Origin of the sequence: Streptomyces sp. NPDC102259 (assembly GCF_044766465.1) — a bacterium.
Taxonomy (GTDB): Bacteria; Actinomycetota; Actinomycetes; order Streptomycetales; family Streptomycetaceae; genus Streptomyces.
Map to the genome: position 1 here is coordinate 163406 of NZ_JBIWMA010000017.1, position 15165 is coordinate 178570.

The window sequence follows — 15165 nt, forward strand, 5'->3', positions numbered from 1 at the left end:
GGACCCGATCAGACCGCAGGAACCACGAGCGTCATGAGTGAAGGAACCATGCAGCGACGAGCCCAGCGAGACGGCCAGTTTGACCAGCGCGAGCAGCGTGCCGAGCGAGTGAACCGGGCCGGAGGGCTGAACCGCCTCCTGGCCGCGGTGGTCGCCGTCCCGGTGATGCTGGTCGCCGCGGGCTGCTCCTCGGACTCCGGCTCGGGCGACGACGCGAAGGACGCCGACGCCTCCACCGGTTCCGGCACCGACTCCGCGGCGAGCGCCGCGCCGACCGTGCAGGCGGCGGCGTACAAGACGCTGCCCGAGGCGTGTGCGGTGGTGTCGAAGAAGACGCTGACGGAGCTGGTGCCGAAGGGGGCGACCTCCGGCAAGGAGGGGACGTCCAGCGACACCGCGGCCCGTGCCAGTTGTTCCTGGTCCAGCCTGGCCAACAACGGTGTGAAGGGCTCGCAGTTCCGCTGGCTGAACGTTTCGCTGCTGCGCTTCGAGTCGGACGCGACGACCGGTGACGGCGAGTCGCAGGCGAAGACGTACTACGCGAAGCAGGTCAAGGACGCCCAGGCGGTGTCGGGCGCGAAGAACGTCAAGTCGGCGCCGGTGACCGCGACGGGTGACGAGGCGACGTCGGTGCGCTACGACCTGAAGAAGTCGGAGGGCGCCTTCAAGCAGCAGACGGTCGTGGTCCGCGTCGAGAACGTCGTGCTCACGCTCGACTACAACGGCGCCGGTCTGGCGGGCGACAAGGCGCCGAGCGTGGCGACCCTGACGAAGGCGGCGGAGAAGGCGGCCAAGGAGGCCGTGGCCTCCGTGCAGTCGGCCAACGGCGAGGGCACGGACGGCGGTTCGGACAGCTCGACCAAGAGCCCGTCGAGCCCGTCCCCGTCCAAGTCGGCCTCTTCCGCGCCGAAGGCGACGCCCTCCAAGTCGTCGGCGACCCCGAAGGCGACGGCCTCGAAGGCGGCCGCGGCGGCTCCGAAGGCTTCCGCCTCCGCGAAGAGCTGACGGACCGGCAACACGTGCGCCGCACACATGTGCCACCCTGTTGCGCGCAAGAGCACGCAAGGGGAGGGGAGTACGGGTGGCCGAGCGAATACAGCTGACCCGGACGCATCGCGTTCTCATCGGCGTGGTCGTGACCGGCGCTGTGATCATCGCCGGCATCGGCTTCGCCGGTTCGTACGCGGCCGTCCGGGAGCTGGCCCTGGAGAAGGGCTTCGGGAACTTCTCGTATGTGTTCCCGATCGGTATCGACGCGGGTATCTGCGTCCTGCTGGCCCTGGATCTGCTGCTGACCTGGATCCGCATCCCCTTCCCGCTGCTGCGGCAGACGGCGTGGCTGCTGACGGCGGCGACGATCGCCTTCAACGGCGCGGCGGCCTGGCCCGACCCGCTGGGCACGGGTATGCACGCGGTGATCCCGATCCTGTTCGTGGTGTCCGTCGAGGCGGCCCGGCACGCGATCGGCCGGATCGCGGACATCACGGCGGACAAGCACATGGAGGGCGTGCGCATCACGCGCTGGCTGCTCTCCCCGCTGCCCACCTTCCTGCTCTGGCGCCGGATGAAGCTGTGGGAGCTGCGCTCCTACGAACAGGTGATCAAGCTGGAGCAGGAACGTCTCGTCTATCAGGCGAGGCTGCGTTCCCGCTTCGGCCGCGCCTGGCGCCGCAAGGCCCCGGTCGAGTCGCTGATGCCGCTGCGGCTGGCCCGTTACGGCGTGCCGCTGGCGGAGACCGCCCCGGCGGGTCTGGCCGCGGCGGGCATCGAGCCGGCCGTGCTCCCTCCGGCGCCGCTGCCGGCCGCCGCGCCCCAGCAGGAGCTGCCGGCGGCCGCCCCGGTCGCCGCGGGTGTCCGGGCCGTCGAGGCGGCTCCCGCGCCCCAGCCGGCACAGCAGACGCAGCAGACGCAGCAGACGCAGCAGGCGCAACAGACACCGCAGGCCCAGCAGGTCGGCCATGCGCCCGCCCCCGCGCCGACGCAGGAGGAGTCGAGCCCGTGGTTCCAGGCGCCGCCCGAGATCGCGTACCAGGGGGGCTACGACCCCACGTACGACCCCTCGGAGCAGTACGCCCAGTGGTACGAGGAGCAGCAGCAGGCCGAGCAGTACCAGGACCAGTACCAGGTGGAGCCTCCGACGCAGGAGCCCTCTCCGGAGGAGACCGGCTCGTTTCCCATCCCGGTGGGTCCGAACCGCAGCCGCGAGCTCGGTGAGGGCGGCGGCACGCCGGTGATCGAGCCGGACGAGGAGTCGTACTACCAGGTGTTCCGTCAGTCGATAGACGGCAGCTTCCCCACGCCCGGTGTGCTCGGCGACAACATTCAGGCGACCTACGGCACGACCATGAGCCCCAGCGCCCTGAAGACCCTCACGGAACGCTTCCAGCACCGCTTCAACGCGGAACTGGAGGAGGACCACATCGCGTGACCCGCGTATACGAGGAGGGGGCGCCCGGTGCAGCACCGGGCGCCCCCTCCTTCGTGATGACGCGGTCTACTCCCCGAGCAGGGCCCGTACCCGCTCCTGGCCCACGGCCAGCAGCAGGGTGGGCAGCCGCGGGCCGGTGTCACGCCCCACCAGCAGGTGGTAGAGCAGGGCGAAGAACGTCCGCTGGGTAGTCTTGATCTCCGGCGGGAGTTCCTTGGGCGTGGCGTCGGCGGAGAACCCGGCCTGGACCTTGGGGACGCCGTAGACGAGGTGCGTGAGGCCGTCCAGCGACCAGTGGTCGGCGAGCCCGTCGAGCAGCAGGCGCAGGGACTGCCGGGAGGTCTCGTCGAGGGACTTCAGCAGCTCGGCGTCGGCTTCGGCGCGGACGATGGTGCGCTGGTCGGCGGGGACATGGGTGTTGATCCAGGCCTCGGCCTTGTCGTACCGGGGCCTGGCCTCGTCGAGGGAGCCGAGCGGGTGCTCCGGGTCGAGGTCGGAGAGGATCCGCAGGGCCTGGTCCTGGTGTCCGGCGGTGATGTCGGCGACGGAGGCCAGCGTGCGGTACGGCAGCGGCCGGACGGTGCGCGGCAGCTCGCCGGCGGCCGTGCCCACGGCGCGGGCGTGCGCGGCGACGTCGGCCGGGAGCGCCGAACCGTCGGCGACCTTGGCGTCCAGCTTGTCCCACTCGTCGTAGAGCCGCTGGATCTCCTGGTCGAAGGCGATCTTGAAGGACTGGTTGGGGCGGCGGCGGGCGTAGAGCCAGCGCAGCAGCTGCGGCTCCATGATCTTCAGCGCGTCGGCCGCGGTGGGGACACCGCCCTTCGAGGACGACATCTTGGCCATGCCGCTGATGCCGACGAAGGCGTACATGGGCCCGATGGGCTGCTTGCCGCCGAAGATGCCGACGATCTGGCCGCCGACCTGGAAGCTGGACCCGGGCGACGAGTGGTCGACGCCGCTGGGCTCGAACACGACGCCCTCGTACGCCCAGCGCATCGGCCAGTCGACCTTCCAGACCAGCTTGCCGCGGTTGAACTCGTTCAGCCGGACGGTCTCGGCGAATCCGCAGGCGGTGCAGGTGTAGGAGAGCTCGGTGGTGTCGTCGACGTACGAGGTGACCGTGGTGAGGTCCTTCTCGCAGTTGCCGCAGTAGGGCTTGTACGGGAAGTAGCCGGCCGAGCCGGCCGAGCCGTCGTCCTCGTTCGCCGCGCCCGATCCCTCCGCCGCCTCGAGCTCGGCCTCGTCGAGCGGCTTCTGCTGCTGCTTCTTCGCGAGGGCCTTCTTGGTGCGGTACTGGTCGAGGATCGCGTCGATGTCACCGCGGTGCCTGATCGCGTGCAGGATCTGCTCGCGGTAGACGCCGGAGGTGTACTGCGCGGTCTGGCTGATCCCGTCGAACTCCACGCCGAGCTCGGCGAGCGACTCGATCATCGCGGCCTTGAAGTGCTCGGCCCAGTTCGGGTGGATCGAGCCCTTCGGAGCCGGGACGGAGGTCAGCGGCTTGCCGATGTGCTCGGCCCAGGAGTCGTCGATCCCGGCGATGCCCTGCGGCACCTTGCGGAAGCGGTCGTAGTCGTCCCAGGAGATCAGGTGGCGGACCTGGTGTCCGCGGCGGCGGATCTCGTCGGCGACGAGATGCGGGGTCATGACCTCGCGGAGGTTGCCCAGGTGGATGGGGCCGGAGGGGGACAGCCCCGACGCGACCACGACCACCGCGTCGGCGGCAGGCGTCGCTTTGCCGGCGGCCCGACGCTCCGACTCCTCGATGACCTCATCCGCGAAACGGGAGACCCAGTCGGTGGTCTCGGTGCTCAGAGCCACGATCGGCACGTCCTCTTGTTCTGAAGGCTTCCAGGTTTGAAGTGCGTTTCATTGTCCCAGACGGCCCCGCACCCGGGAAAACGGCTTTACCCCCCATGGGATACTGACTGCGTCTATCCATCCCCACGAGGAGAACGGCACCCATTCCTATGGCCCCGGTCACGTCCCTCAGTCACTCCGTCGAACAGCACCTCACGTCCGCTCTCTCGGCCACCCTGCCGGAGGCCGCCGGCGCGGACCCGCTGCTGCGACGAAGCGACCGGGCCGACTTCCAGGCCAACGGCATCCTGGCGCTGGCCAAGAAGGCGAAGGCGAACCCGCGGGAGCTGGCGACGCAGGTCGTGGCGCACGTGGTCACCGGTGACCTGATCGGGGAGATCGAGGTCTCGGGCCCCGGCTTCCTGAACGTGACGATCACCGACGGCGCGATCACCCGGAACCTCGCGGCGCGGTACGCGGACGCGGACCGCCTGGGCGTGCCGCACTCCGGCCACCCCGGCACGACGGTCATCGACTACGCCCAGCCGAACGTGGCGAAGGAGATGCACGTCGGCCATCTGCGGTCGGCGGTCATCGGCGACGCGACGGTGCGGATCCTGGAGTTCACCGGCGAGAGCGTGGTCCGCCGGCACCACATCGGCGACTGGGGCACCCAGTTCGGCATGCTCATCCAGTATCTGGACGAGCACCCGCACGAGCTGGACCACAAGGAGTCCCAGGTGAGCGGCGAGGAGGCGATGTCGAACCTCGACCGCCTCTACAAGGCCGCGCGCAGGCTGTTCGACGCGGACGACGCGTTCAAGACCCGGGCCCGGCGCCGGGTGGTGGACCTCCAGGCGGGCGACCCGCACACGCTCGCGACCTGGCAGAAGTTCGTCGACGAGTCGAAGATCTACTTCTTCTCGGTCTTCGAGAAGCTGGACATGGAGATCCGGGACGAGGACATCGTCGGCGAGTCGGGTTACAACGACATGCTGGCGGAGACCTGCCGTCTGCTGGAGGAGTCCGGGGTCGCGGTCCGCTCCGAGGGGGCCCTCTGCGTCTTCTTCGACGACGTCAAGGGCCCGGACGGCAACCCGGTCCCGCTGATCGTCCAGAAGTCGGACGGCGGCTACGGCTACGCGGCGACCGACCTGTCGGCGATCCGCGACCGTGTCTTCCAGATCAAGGCGAGCACGCTGCTGTACGTGGTGGACGCCCGTCAGTCGCTGCACTTCAAGATGGTCTTCGAGACGGCGCGCAGGGCGGGCTGGCTGAACGAGGACGTCAAGGCGCACCAGCTGGCGTTCGGCACGGTCCTCGGCAAGGACGGCAAGCCGTTCAAGACCCGTGAGGGCGAGACGGTCAAGCTGGTCGACCTCCTCGACGAAGCGGTCGAGCGCGCCACGACGGTGGTCCGGGACAAGGCCGTCAAGGTGGGCCTGTCGGAGCCGGAGATCGTGGAGAACGGCCGGTACGTGGGCGTCGGCGCGGTGAAGTACGCCGACCTGTCGACGTCCGCCGTGCGGGACTACAAGTTCGACCTGGACCAGATGGTCTCGCTGAACGGCGACACGTCCGTCTACCTCCAGTACGCGTACGCCCGGATCCAGTCGATCCTGCGCAAGGCCGGCGAGGCCCGCCCGGCCGCCCACCCGGAGCTGGAACTGGCCCCGGCGGAGCGGGCGTTGGGTCTGCACCTGGACCAGTTCGGCGAGACGGTGCACGAGGTCGGGGCGGCGTACGAGCCGCACAAGCTGGCGGCCTACCTCTACCAGCTGGCCTCGCACCTGACGACGTTCTACGACCAGTGCCACGTGCTGTCCGCCGACAACCCGCCGGAGGTCGTCGAGAACCGCCTGTTCCTGGTGGACCTCACAGCCCGCACCCTCCACCTGGGCATGGCCCTGCTGGGCATCCGGACGCCGGACAAGCTCTGACCGACCGGCGGCCCCCAGGGGCGCTCGACGTACCGCGGCCCGCCCTCCTTCCGGCATCCGGTTCTCCGGCTTCCGGGGGGGGCGGGCCGCGGCCGTGCCGGGGTGTGTCAGCCGGCGAACCGCTTGAACGCCGCCCGGGTCCCGGACCCGGCGATGCCGTCGATCTTGCCGGTGTAGCCGTAGCTGTCCTTCAGGAGCCGCTGGAGCGCCATGATCGTGTTGGGGCCCGGGTCGCCGTCGATGGCGTCGGTGTAGCCCCAGTACTTCTTGAAGCAGCGCTGGAACGCCTTCCAGCTCTCGGTGCCCAGCTGCCCGTCGATCTTGCCTGTGTAGTCCCAGTCGCCCGCCAGGAACGTCTGGACGTTCTTGGCCTCGGCGGTGGTGAGGCCGAAGTTCTCCGTCGACAGCGTGGCGGCGGGTGCGCTCACGGCCTGCGTGGCCGGCGCGGAGGCGGCGAAACCGGTGCCCGCGGTCGCCAGGGATCCGGCGGCGAGACCGGCGACGGCGGTGAGTCCGACGAGGGTCCTGGCCAAGACGTTCGGTCGCATGCGTTCCTCTTTCGGGTCGTGGGGCGACACCTGGCCCGGTCGACGAGCTGGTGACGACACGAGAGTGCGGGGCGAGCGCCGGGGGCCGCCACGGCTGCCGCCGAGTTGACGGCCCAACGGGACGACACCGGCACTGACCTGCGAGAGCACCGCCCGCCGGGACGGTCCCGCGGGACGGCTGTGGCGGGTGTTGTGATGCTCATGCAGAATGCGAGCGAGCGGGGGGCCGCTGACCACGGTCCATGACCGCGAGTGGGGGGGAAGATGTCGCGCTGGAAAGCGCTGTCCACCGAACTGGATCCACGCGTACGGCAGTTGCTGACGCAGTTGCGCCGGCTGAAGGACCACAGCGGGCTGAACATGCGTCAGCTGGCCGCGAAGACCGGGTACAGCGAGAAGTCGTGGGAGCGGTATCTGGGCGGCAGGTCGCTGCCGCCCCGGGAGGCGGTCGAGGCGCTGGCCCGGATCGGGGGCGTCGACCCGGTCCGCCTGCTCGCGCTGCACGAGGTCGCCGCCGACACATGGGGCGGCGGCAGGCAGCACCTCGACACCTCCGCACCGGAAGGGCCCGCGCCGGATCTCGTGCCGGAGCTTGTGCCTGCGCCCACGGTCGGGCCGGCCGCCCGCCCGGACCCGGAAACAGAACCGGAACCGGAACCGGAAACGGAACCGGAGTCGGTGACGGCTGCCCGGCGGTCGCTGCGCGTGGCGCTGGTGGCGGGAGCGGTGGCCCTGGTGCTGGCCCTGTCCTCTGCTGCGCTCCTGGTCATGCGGCTCGACGACGGCGACGGCGAACCGGCGGCCGCTCCCCTCGCCGTGTCCACCGCTGCGGTGCCGTCGCCGGCGCCCGCGTACACCTGCCGGGTGGAGCGGACCGACGGCCTCTGGTACGCGGGCATCAGCCGCACCCGGGACATCGAACTCGCCTACGGCGCGGTGGGCCCCGAGGTGGCCGAGGCGCAGTGTCTGCTGCGCCGGGCCGGGATCTCGCCCGGCGGCATCGACGGGATGTTCGGCCCGCTGACCCAGCGCGCGGTCAAGGCCTTCCAGACGCGGGCCGGGCTGGCCGTGGACGGCTCGATCGGACCCCACACCTGGAAGGCCCTGCGCGGATGACCCGTCCCGCCTCGTCGCCGGAGGGTGCCCGACTGGCCTCCGCGCTCAGGGAATTGAGGGGCCGGACCGGCCTGAGCCTGGCGGGTCTCGCGGCGAAGACCACGTTCAGCAAGTCGTCGTGGGAGCGCTATCTCAACGGCAGGGCCCTGCCGCCGCGCACCGCGGTGGAGGCGTTGTGCCGTCTCGCGGACGAACCGGTCGGTCGGCTTCTTGCCCTGTGGGAGATCGCGGAGTCCGAGTGGGGCGGCCGCGCCAAGGAGGCGGAGCCGGCCCGGCCCGCGCGCCCCACGACAGCTCCGCCGCCTCCCGCCCTTCCGGCCCCCACAGCCACCACAGCCACCACAGCCACCACAGCCACAACGGCCGACGGGGCCGCACCGGTCGGCCACCGGGGAGCGGCGGCCGTGGCGGTCCTCGCGTCGGCGTGCGCCGCGGTGTTCGGGGCCATCGCCTTGACCCTCTTCCTCCTCCCGGGCCGGCACGGCGCACCGCAGCCCGCCGAGCACCCGACCGCGTCCTCGTCCCCGTCCACCTCCGTCACCGGCCCGCGCTGCCGGGACACGGCCTGCGAGGGCGGGAGCCCGATGGACATGCGGTGCGCCACCGCGCCGGAGACCCTCGCCGAGCACGTCACCGCCACCGGGGCGTCGGTGCAACTGCGGTACAGCAGGGAGTGCGGGACGAGTTGGACCCGGATGTGGGGTGCGCGGATCGGTGACCGGATCGAATCCGAGGCCGTGGGCGGCGTCCGCACGTACCGGGCCGAGGTCGCGGACCAGGCCGAGGCGGACACCTATGTGCACACCGCCATGACGGCGACCCGCCCCGGGACGCTCGTCCGGACCTGTTTCCTGCCGACGGCGGACAGCGGCAAGGAGTGCTTCGAGGCCCGGGTCGGCCGGTCCCCGGAACCGACTCCCCGCACCCGCACGTCCCACCTGTCGACGACCTGAGAACACCGGCGCGAGGAGCGGCAGTTGGGCGGCACGGAAGACCCGTCGACCGGTGACGCCCTGATCACCTTCCTGCTGATCGGAGGCGCGGGGGTGGCCATCCCGGCCGTCGTCGTCCTCCCGCTCGTCGGCCTGGGCATCTGGCTGACGCACGCCTGGCGCCGTCGGCGCGCGAGACACTCCGCCTGACGGCCGTCGCGGTCCGTACGGGACACACCGGCCCGGGCCGGTGTCAGTGCCTGCCCTTACAGTCACCGGCATGGCGACTCTTCCCAATCCGCTCCCCAAGCTGGCCTCCGATCCCAGCGGCCGCTCCCTCGGCCTCCAGCTCCCGCCGGGCCGGCTGATCGACACGACGGACGAGGGGGTGTGGCACGAGCCGTTGCTGTGGCACGCGGAGCAGTCCGCCTCCTCCGGCAACTGGACGGCCCTGGGCGGGACGGCGGGGCGGGCCGGGCTGCTTCCGGTCCTGGTCGACCTCGGCGGCTCCCAGGGCGGCCCGTCGGAATGGGAGTTGATGCCCGCCGAGGTGTCGTACCCCGGGGACCACGACGCGGAGGAGGTCCTCGCGCAGTACTGGCAGGAGTGCGCGGCGGACGGCGAGGAGTGGCCCGGTCTCGCCGCGCCCGGCACCCTGACGGCGGACCCCGACGCTCGCGCCGCGCGGATCGCCGACACCCTTGCGGAGCAGGGGGCTTCCTGGTTCAGCTCGCCGCATGTCGCCCTGGTCCCCGCCCGCCGCAGCGCGGACGTCCCGGCGGCCGTCGGCTGGTCCGGCCCTGCCAACCACGAGAACGACACCGCGCGTCTGTGCGCCGTCCTGCGCTCCTGGGAGGACCGCTTCGGCATACGGGTCGTCGGCCTCGGCTTCGACGTCCTGGCCGTGTCCGTCGCGGCCCCGCCCGGCACCCTCGCGGAGGCGGAGCGCATCGCCGCCGAGCACTTCGCGTTCTGCCCGGACAACGTCCTCCAGGGCCCGGGCACCCTGGAGGCCTATGCCCAGCAGCTCGTCGGCGAGCCCACCTGGACCTTCTGGTGGGACTGATCCGACAGACCGGCGCTACCCGGTGAGCCCCCGCCCCAGCCTCCGCAGCCCTTCCCCGATCTCCTCCGGGGTCTGCGTCACGAAGCACAGCCGCAGGGTCGAGCGGTCGGGCTCACCGGCGTAGAAGGGGGCGCCGGGGACGTACGCCACGTCCTGGGCGACGACCCGCGGGAGGAGGGCCGTGGTGTCGTACGACTCGGGAAGGCGGGCCCAGAGGAACATGCCGCCCTCGGGACGGGTCCACACCGACCCCGCCGGGAGGGCGTCCGCGAGGCCGGCGAGCATGGCGTCCCGGCGCTCCCGGTACACGGCGGCGACCCGGGCCACGTGCGCGTCCAGGTCGAACGCGGTCAGGTACCGGGCCGCGGCGAGCTGGTTGACGGTCGGGGTGTGCAGGTCGGCGGCCTGCTTGGCGACGGCGCAGGCCCGGCGCAGCTCGGCCGGCGCGCGCAGCCAGCCCAGCCGGATGCCGGGCGCCATGACCTTGGAGAAGGAGCCGAGCAGGACCGTACGGTCGCGGGCGTCGGGGTGGGCGGCGATCCAGGGGACGCGCTCGCCCTCGTAGCGGAGTTCGCCGTAGGGGTCGTCCTCGACGACCCACAGGCCGTGCCGGGCGGCGACGGCGGCGACCGCGGCGCGACGCTCGGCGGGGAGTGTGCGGCCGGTGGGGTTCTGGAAGGTGGGCACGGTGTAGAGGAGCTTGGGCCGTTCGCGGACCACCAGGTCGGCGAGCGCCTCGGGGTCCGGGCCGTCCGCGTCCCCGGGCACCGCGACGATCCTCGCTCCCGCCAGACCGAAGACCTGGAGGGCGGCCAGGTAGCAGGGGGCCTCGACGAGCACCGTGTCGCCGGGGTCGAGGAGAGCCGTCGCCAGCAGGGACAGGGCTTGCTGGGAACCCGTGGTGACGAGGAGGTCGTCGGCGGTCGTGGGCAGTCCGCGGGCCGTCGTCCGCGCCGCCAGCCGCTCCCGCAGGATCGGCTCGCCCTCGGTCGTGGCGTACTGGAGGGCCTGGGCCGGGGTCTCCTCCAGCGCGTACCGGAACGCGGCGGCCACGCCCTCGCGGTCGAACAGCTCGGGCGCGGGCAGCCCGCCCGCGAAGTTGATCACCTCGGGGCGGGCGGTGACGGCGAGGATGTCCCGCACGGGCGAGCCGCCGATCGACCGGACCCGGGCGGCCGGCGAAGGCACGGGGGCCGGAACGGATGCGGGAACGGATGCGGGACCGGGGCCGGAAACGAAGGCGTGGGCGGGCGCACGGGACGACTCGGCTGCGACAGTCATGCCCGCACCCTAGGGAGATACATGCCGCCTACACACGGGTTTCTGCCATGTGGACAGCGGCACGCGTTCACACCTTCGTCCCCGCCGCCCCGTACACGTTGCCGTCGTCGCCCGTCACGTCGTCGAGGACAGTGCGGGCTGCGGACGAAACTGTGCGGGCTCTGCCGACAAAGGGGCGCTTCCAGGCCGTGGGGCGTCCCACATCCCGTCCCGGCAGGGCACTGTCACCGCAGGTCAGAGGCCATGGGACCGGACCGGCGTCCCGACTTGCACCGCGGATGTGGAAGGTCGGAGGCCGTACGACTCAGGCTTGCCCCATGCCTCCACTCCCCACCCCCCTCATCCGCCCCCACCCCCGCCACCGCGTCCGCGTCCGTCTGCTCGCCGCCGCGCTGACCGCCGCCGCCGCGCTCACCCTCACCGCGTGCCACGACGGCGAGGGCCTGCGCGACGAGGGCCCGTCGGGCGCCGGCACTCTGAACGACTCCGACTCCGACTCCGGCTCCAACTCCGGCTCCAACTCCGGCTCCGGAATCGGTTTCTACGGCGTCGGAGAGGCCCCCGCCCGCTCCCACGCGGATCCGCCGAGCGGGAACTCGTAGGCGGGCCGCCCGTTGTTGCCGCTGGTGTGGAACGCCTTGCCGTCGTCGTCGACGGTCAGCGTGCCGTGCCGCGACCCGCTGGACCAGGACAGCTCCAGTTGCCAGCGCACGTCGTACGCGGAGGCGTCGGCCAGCACGTAGTAGACCTCGGGGTCGGACGCGCTGACCGTGAACGGGAAGTCGGCGTGCCCCGCCTCGGGCACCAGCGACGGCCGTGCCGCGTCGAGGGCGACGGTGAAATAGCGGGTCGGGACTCCGCCGCCGCAGCCGACGCCGGGGTAGCCCATGGCGTAGTCGTTCCAGGCCAGCGGCGAACTCTTCTCCACGGTACGGACCTTCAGGTCGTCCACGACCACGGTCTCCGCGCCGGTCCCCTGCACGGTGAGCTCCAGGTACTGCTCCCCCGACGACACGGCCCCGTGCGCGGCCACCCACGCGGGCGCGTCCTGCTCGACGGGCGGCGGAGCGACCTGCCCCGGCCCCCGCTCGATCAGATAGTGCTGGGCGCAGGGGCTCTCCCAGGCGTAGGGGCTCGCCCTGACGGTCAGCGGGACGGTGTCGGCCGCCTGCCCGCCCGCCGCCTGCCCGCCCGCCGCCGGCGCGGAACCGCCGCCCGACGCCGAAGCCGAAGCCGACGGCGTCGCCAAGGGGGAGGCGGACTTCGAGGCCGACGCGGAGGGAGACGGCGAGACACTCGTCGCTCCCCGGCCCGGCACGGACGTGGCCCCGGCGGGAGTGCCTGCGCCGTCCACGTCCTGCGCCGAGCCACCGGAGGGCAGGCTCAGGGACAGCGCGAGGGCGACCGACCCGAGGGCGGCCACGACACCGACGCCCGCGAAGAGCACGGGCCGACGGGCGCGCCACGACGGCTCTCCGCCGCTGTCACCGCTTCCGTCACCGCCGTCACCGCCACCGAAGTCGCCGTCGGACAGCGCCTCTTGCCGATCCCCCCGGACAGCCTCCGGCCCGACCTCGACCCCGACCGCACCCGCGTCCGCGACGGGGCCCTCGCCCACCTCGGTAACCCCGGCCACCTCGGTAACCCCGGCCACCTCGGCGACACCGGTCTTCCTCCCCCGCACCGCGTCCGCCAGCACCCACCGCCGGTGCAGCTCGACCAGCTCCTGAGGCGACGCCTTGCAGAGCCGTGCCAGCCGCTCCACGGGCGCGTAGTCCGTGGGGACGGCGTCCCCGTTGCAGTAGCGGTGCAGCGTCGACGTACTCATGTGGAGCCGTTTCGCGAGCATTCCGTAGCTCAGCCCGGACCGCTCCTTCAACTCCCGCAGCAGCTCGGCGAACTCGGTCGCAGACACCGTTCCTCCACTCCCCGTGTCCCATCCCCGCGTTCCAGGCATGGTCCGTTTCCCCAGGTCAAACCCATTGCGGGCATTCCAGCGTCCCTGATCGTCCGCCGACCGTGGCGGCCGGGACGGATCCCCCCACAAGCTTTGGCCATCCAAGCACGCCGCTTCAACCCGGCTTTCCGGAAGAGGACTTCACGATGCGTATCCGTCGCACCAGCCACCTGCTCGCCCTCACCGCCCTGGCCGCCCTCTCGCTCACGGCATGCAACGACGGGACGGGCGTACAGGACGAGGGCGCGTCGCACCCGGCATCGTCGACCGCAACGGCGGCTCAGCCCACGCCCGGCACGGACAAGGGCACCGGCACCGGCACGGCCCCGACGAAGGACACGACGGGCTCGACCGGCTCATCCGGCAAGACGGGCGGCACCACGGGCGGCACCACGGGCGCCGGATCGGGCGGCACGACGGACGACAAGGCCGACGACACCGCCTCCGACAACCGCGTGCTCTGCAACGGCTCGAACACCAAGGTCACGGCACAGCCGGTCCCCCGCCCGCTCAACCACATGCTGCTCACGGTGACCAACACCGGCAGCAAGACCTGCGACCTGACGTACAACCCGGTCGTGCGCTTCGACGAGATGCAGTGGGTGCCGCAGGCCGCCAAGGAGACGCAGCCGCAGGCTGTGACGACCCTCGCGCCCGGCGAGTCCGGCTACGCGGGCGTCCTGCTGTCCGCCGCCGACGGCAGCGGCGACGGCGGACAGACGGCCAAGAAGCTGACGATCGCCTTCCAGGGCTACACCCCGAACAGCGAGGGCGGCGCCTCCGCGACGCCGGCCCTGCCCGCCAAGGGCGTCTACTACGACAGCTCGCTGGCGGTGACGTACTGGCAGCAGGACATGAACGACGCGCTGTCCTGGTGAAGGCGGGTGGACTACCGCAGCTTCTGGGCCACTTCGGTGGCCCAGTAGGTGAGGATGTTCCGCGCTCCGGCCCGCTTGATGCCGGTCAGCGTCTCGAGGATGGCCCGGTCGCGGTCGATCCAGCCCTTCTCGGCGGCGGCCTCGATCATCGAGTACTCGCCGGAGATCTGGTAGGCGGCGACCGGCACGTCCACGGCGTCGGCGACCCGGGCCAGGATGTCGAGATAGGGGCCGGCCGGCTTCACCATGACCATGTCGGCACCCTCCTCCAGGTCCAGCGCCAGCTCGCGCAGCGACTCACGGAAGTTCGCCGGATCCTGCTGGTAGGTCTTGCGGTCGCCCTTCAGGGACGACCCGACGGCCTCCCGGAACGGGCCGTAGAACGCCGACGAGTACTTGGCGGTGTACGCGAGGATCGAGACGTCCTCCCGGCCGATCTGGTCGAGGGCATCGCGGATGACCCCGATCTGCCCGTCCATCATCCCGCTGGGACCGACGACATGGGCGCCGGCATCGGCCTGGACCTGAGCCATCTCGGCGTACCGCTCGAGGGTGGCGTCGTTGTCGACGCGCCCCTCCTCGTCCAGCACCCCGCAGTGCCCGTGGTCGGTCGTCTCGTCCAGGCACAGGTCGGACATGACGAGCAGGTCGTCCCCGACCTCGGCCCGCACGTCCCGGATGGCGACCTGGAGGATCCCGTCCGGGTCGGTCCCGGGCGTGCCGAGCGCGTCCTTCTTCGACTCCTCCGGCACGCCGAAGAGCATGATCCCGGAGATCCCGGCCTGTACGGCCTCCAGCGCGGCCTTCTTCAGGCTGTCGCGCGTGTGCTGCACGACGCCGGGCATGGCCTGGATCGGCACCGGCTCGCTCAGGCCCTCCCGCACGAAGGCGGGCAGGATGAAGTCGGCCGGGTGCAGCCGGGTCTCCGCGACCATGCGCCGCATGACAGGGGTGGTGCGCAGCCGCCGGGGACGCGTACCGGGAAAGGATCCGTACTTCGTCATAGGCCTACGCTACGCCCGGCCCACGCCCCCTTTTGCCGACGCCCAGTCGGCCCCCTCGCCCCTCGCCCCTCGCCGGTGAGTGATCCCCGTCATCAAGATCCGGACCGGTGTGACGTTTCCCGGCCAGTGAGCGCTTGCTTTACATGGGCCGCCTGTTTGTCAGGTGGCCCATGACTGTTGTCGATGACTTACAGGGGTGGGGATTCCGTCGTGAG

At 71.7% G+C, this 15165-nt stretch carries 14 protein-coding genes; 9 read left to right on the plus strand and 5 right to left on the minus strand.

Annotation, left to right across the window (positions count from 1 at the left end; genetic code table 11):
- Nucleotides 1-33 precede the first annotated feature (33 nt).
- Both ACIRPU_RS31885 and ACIRPU_RS31890 read left to right on the plus strand, forming a co-directional pair.
- Nucleotides 34-1005, plus strand: coding sequence for a DUF3558 domain-containing protein (locus tag ACIRPU_RS31885; protein WP_403873471.1), 972 nt, complete (start codon nt 34-36; stop codon nt 1003-1005).
- 76 nt (nt 1006-1081) lie between these two features.
- Complete coding sequence (locus ACIRPU_RS31890; protein ID WP_403873474.1) at nt 1082-2428, plus strand: DUF2637 domain-containing protein; 1347 nt, start codon at nt 1082-1084, stop codon at nt 2426-2428.
- A gap of 66 nt (nt 2429-2494) precedes the next feature.
- Here the strand turns inward: ACIRPU_RS31890 and lysS are convergent, their stop codons facing one another.
- Nucleotides 2495-4258, minus strand: coding sequence for a lysine--tRNA ligase (gene lysS, locus ACIRPU_RS31895; protein ID WP_403873477.1), 1764 nt, complete (start codon nt 4256-4258; stop codon nt 2495-2497).
- Nucleotides 4259-4398: 140 nt separating this feature from the next.
- Here lysS and argS point away from each other — a divergent pair, with 140 nt between their 5' ends.
- Complete coding sequence (argS, locus tag ACIRPU_RS31900; RefSeq protein WP_355704786.1) at nt 4399-6168, plus strand: arginine--tRNA ligase; 1770 nt, start codon at nt 4399-4401, stop codon at nt 6166-6168.
- A gap of 107 nt (nt 6169-6275) precedes the next feature.
- Here argS and ACIRPU_RS31905 read toward each other — a convergent pair whose 3' ends face one another.
- The gene (locus ACIRPU_RS31905) at nt 6276-6716 is read right to left on the minus strand and encodes a peptidoglycan-binding protein (protein ID WP_403873481.1); all 441 of its coding nucleotides are present in this window, start codon (nt 6714-6716) and stop codon (nt 6276-6278) included.
- 264 nt (nt 6717-6980) lie between these two features.
- Here ACIRPU_RS31905 and ACIRPU_RS31910 point away from each other — a divergent pair, with 264 nt between their 5' ends.
- The 4 genes from ACIRPU_RS31910 (at nt 6981) to ACIRPU_RS31925 (ending at nt 9830) form a co-directional block, all read left to right on the plus strand.
- Entirely contained in the window at nt 6981-7832 is an 852-nt protein-coding gene (locus ACIRPU_RS31910) for a peptidoglycan-binding protein (RefSeq protein ID WP_403873484.1), read from the plus strand.
- On the plus strand, nt 7829-8785 hold the full coding sequence (locus ACIRPU_RS31915) for a helix-turn-helix domain-containing protein (protein WP_403873487.1): 957 nt from the start codon (nt 7829-7831) through the stop codon (nt 8783-8785). The genes ACIRPU_RS31910 and ACIRPU_RS31915 overlap by 4 nt, the downstream gene beginning before the upstream one ends.
- Nucleotides 8786-8809: 24 nt before the next feature.
- On the plus strand, nt 8810-8974 hold the full coding sequence (locus ACIRPU_RS31920) for a hypothetical protein (protein ID WP_403873490.1): 165 nt from the start codon (nt 8810-8812) through the stop codon (nt 8972-8974).
- Nucleotides 8975-9044: 70 nt separating this feature from the next.
- Nucleotides 9045-9830 (plus strand): DUF4253 domain-containing protein, encoded by a 786-nt coding sequence (locus ACIRPU_RS31925; protein WP_403873493.1) that lies wholly within the window; start codon nt 9045-9047, stop codon nt 9828-9830.
- 15 nt (nt 9831-9845) lie between these two features.
- On the opposite strand, the gene ACIRPU_RS31930 is transcribed toward ACIRPU_RS31925, so the two are convergent.
- A complete protein-coding gene (locus ACIRPU_RS31930; RefSeq protein WP_403873496.1) occupies nt 9846-11111 on the minus strand; it encodes a PLP-dependent aminotransferase family protein in 1266 nt (421 codons plus the stop codon).
- A gap of 317 nt (nt 11112-11428) precedes the next feature.
- Here ACIRPU_RS31930 and ACIRPU_RS31935 point away from each other — a divergent pair, with 317 nt between their 5' ends.
- Nucleotides 11429-11713: a hypothetical protein gene (locus ACIRPU_RS31935; protein WP_403873499.1), complete on the plus strand. Its 285-nt coding sequence runs from the start codon at nt 11429-11431 to the stop codon at nt 11711-11713.
- Here the strand turns inward: ACIRPU_RS31935 and ACIRPU_RS31940 are convergent.
- Nucleotides 11653-13026: a helix-turn-helix domain-containing protein gene (locus tag ACIRPU_RS31940; protein WP_403873502.1), complete on the minus strand. Its 1374-nt coding sequence runs from the start codon at nt 13024-13026 to the stop codon at nt 11653-11655. The genes ACIRPU_RS31935 and ACIRPU_RS31940 overlap by 61 nt on opposite strands.
- A gap of 188 nt (nt 13027-13214) precedes the next feature.
- On the opposite strand from ACIRPU_RS31940, the gene ACIRPU_RS31945 reads away from it, so the two are divergent.
- On the plus strand, nt 13215-13946 hold the full coding sequence (locus ACIRPU_RS31945) for a DUF4232 domain-containing protein (protein ID WP_403873505.1): 732 nt from the start codon (nt 13215-13217) through the stop codon (nt 13944-13946).
- A gap of 11 nt (nt 13947-13957) precedes the next feature.
- Here ACIRPU_RS31945 and hemB read toward each other — a convergent pair whose 3' ends face one another.
- Nucleotides 13958-14950 carry a porphobilinogen synthase gene (hemB, locus tag ACIRPU_RS31950; protein WP_384122805.1) on the minus strand — a complete coding sequence of 331 codons (993 nt, stop codon included), beginning with the start codon at nt 14948-14950 and terminating at the stop codon, nt 13958-13960.
- Nucleotides 14951-15165 lie beyond the last annotated feature (215 nt).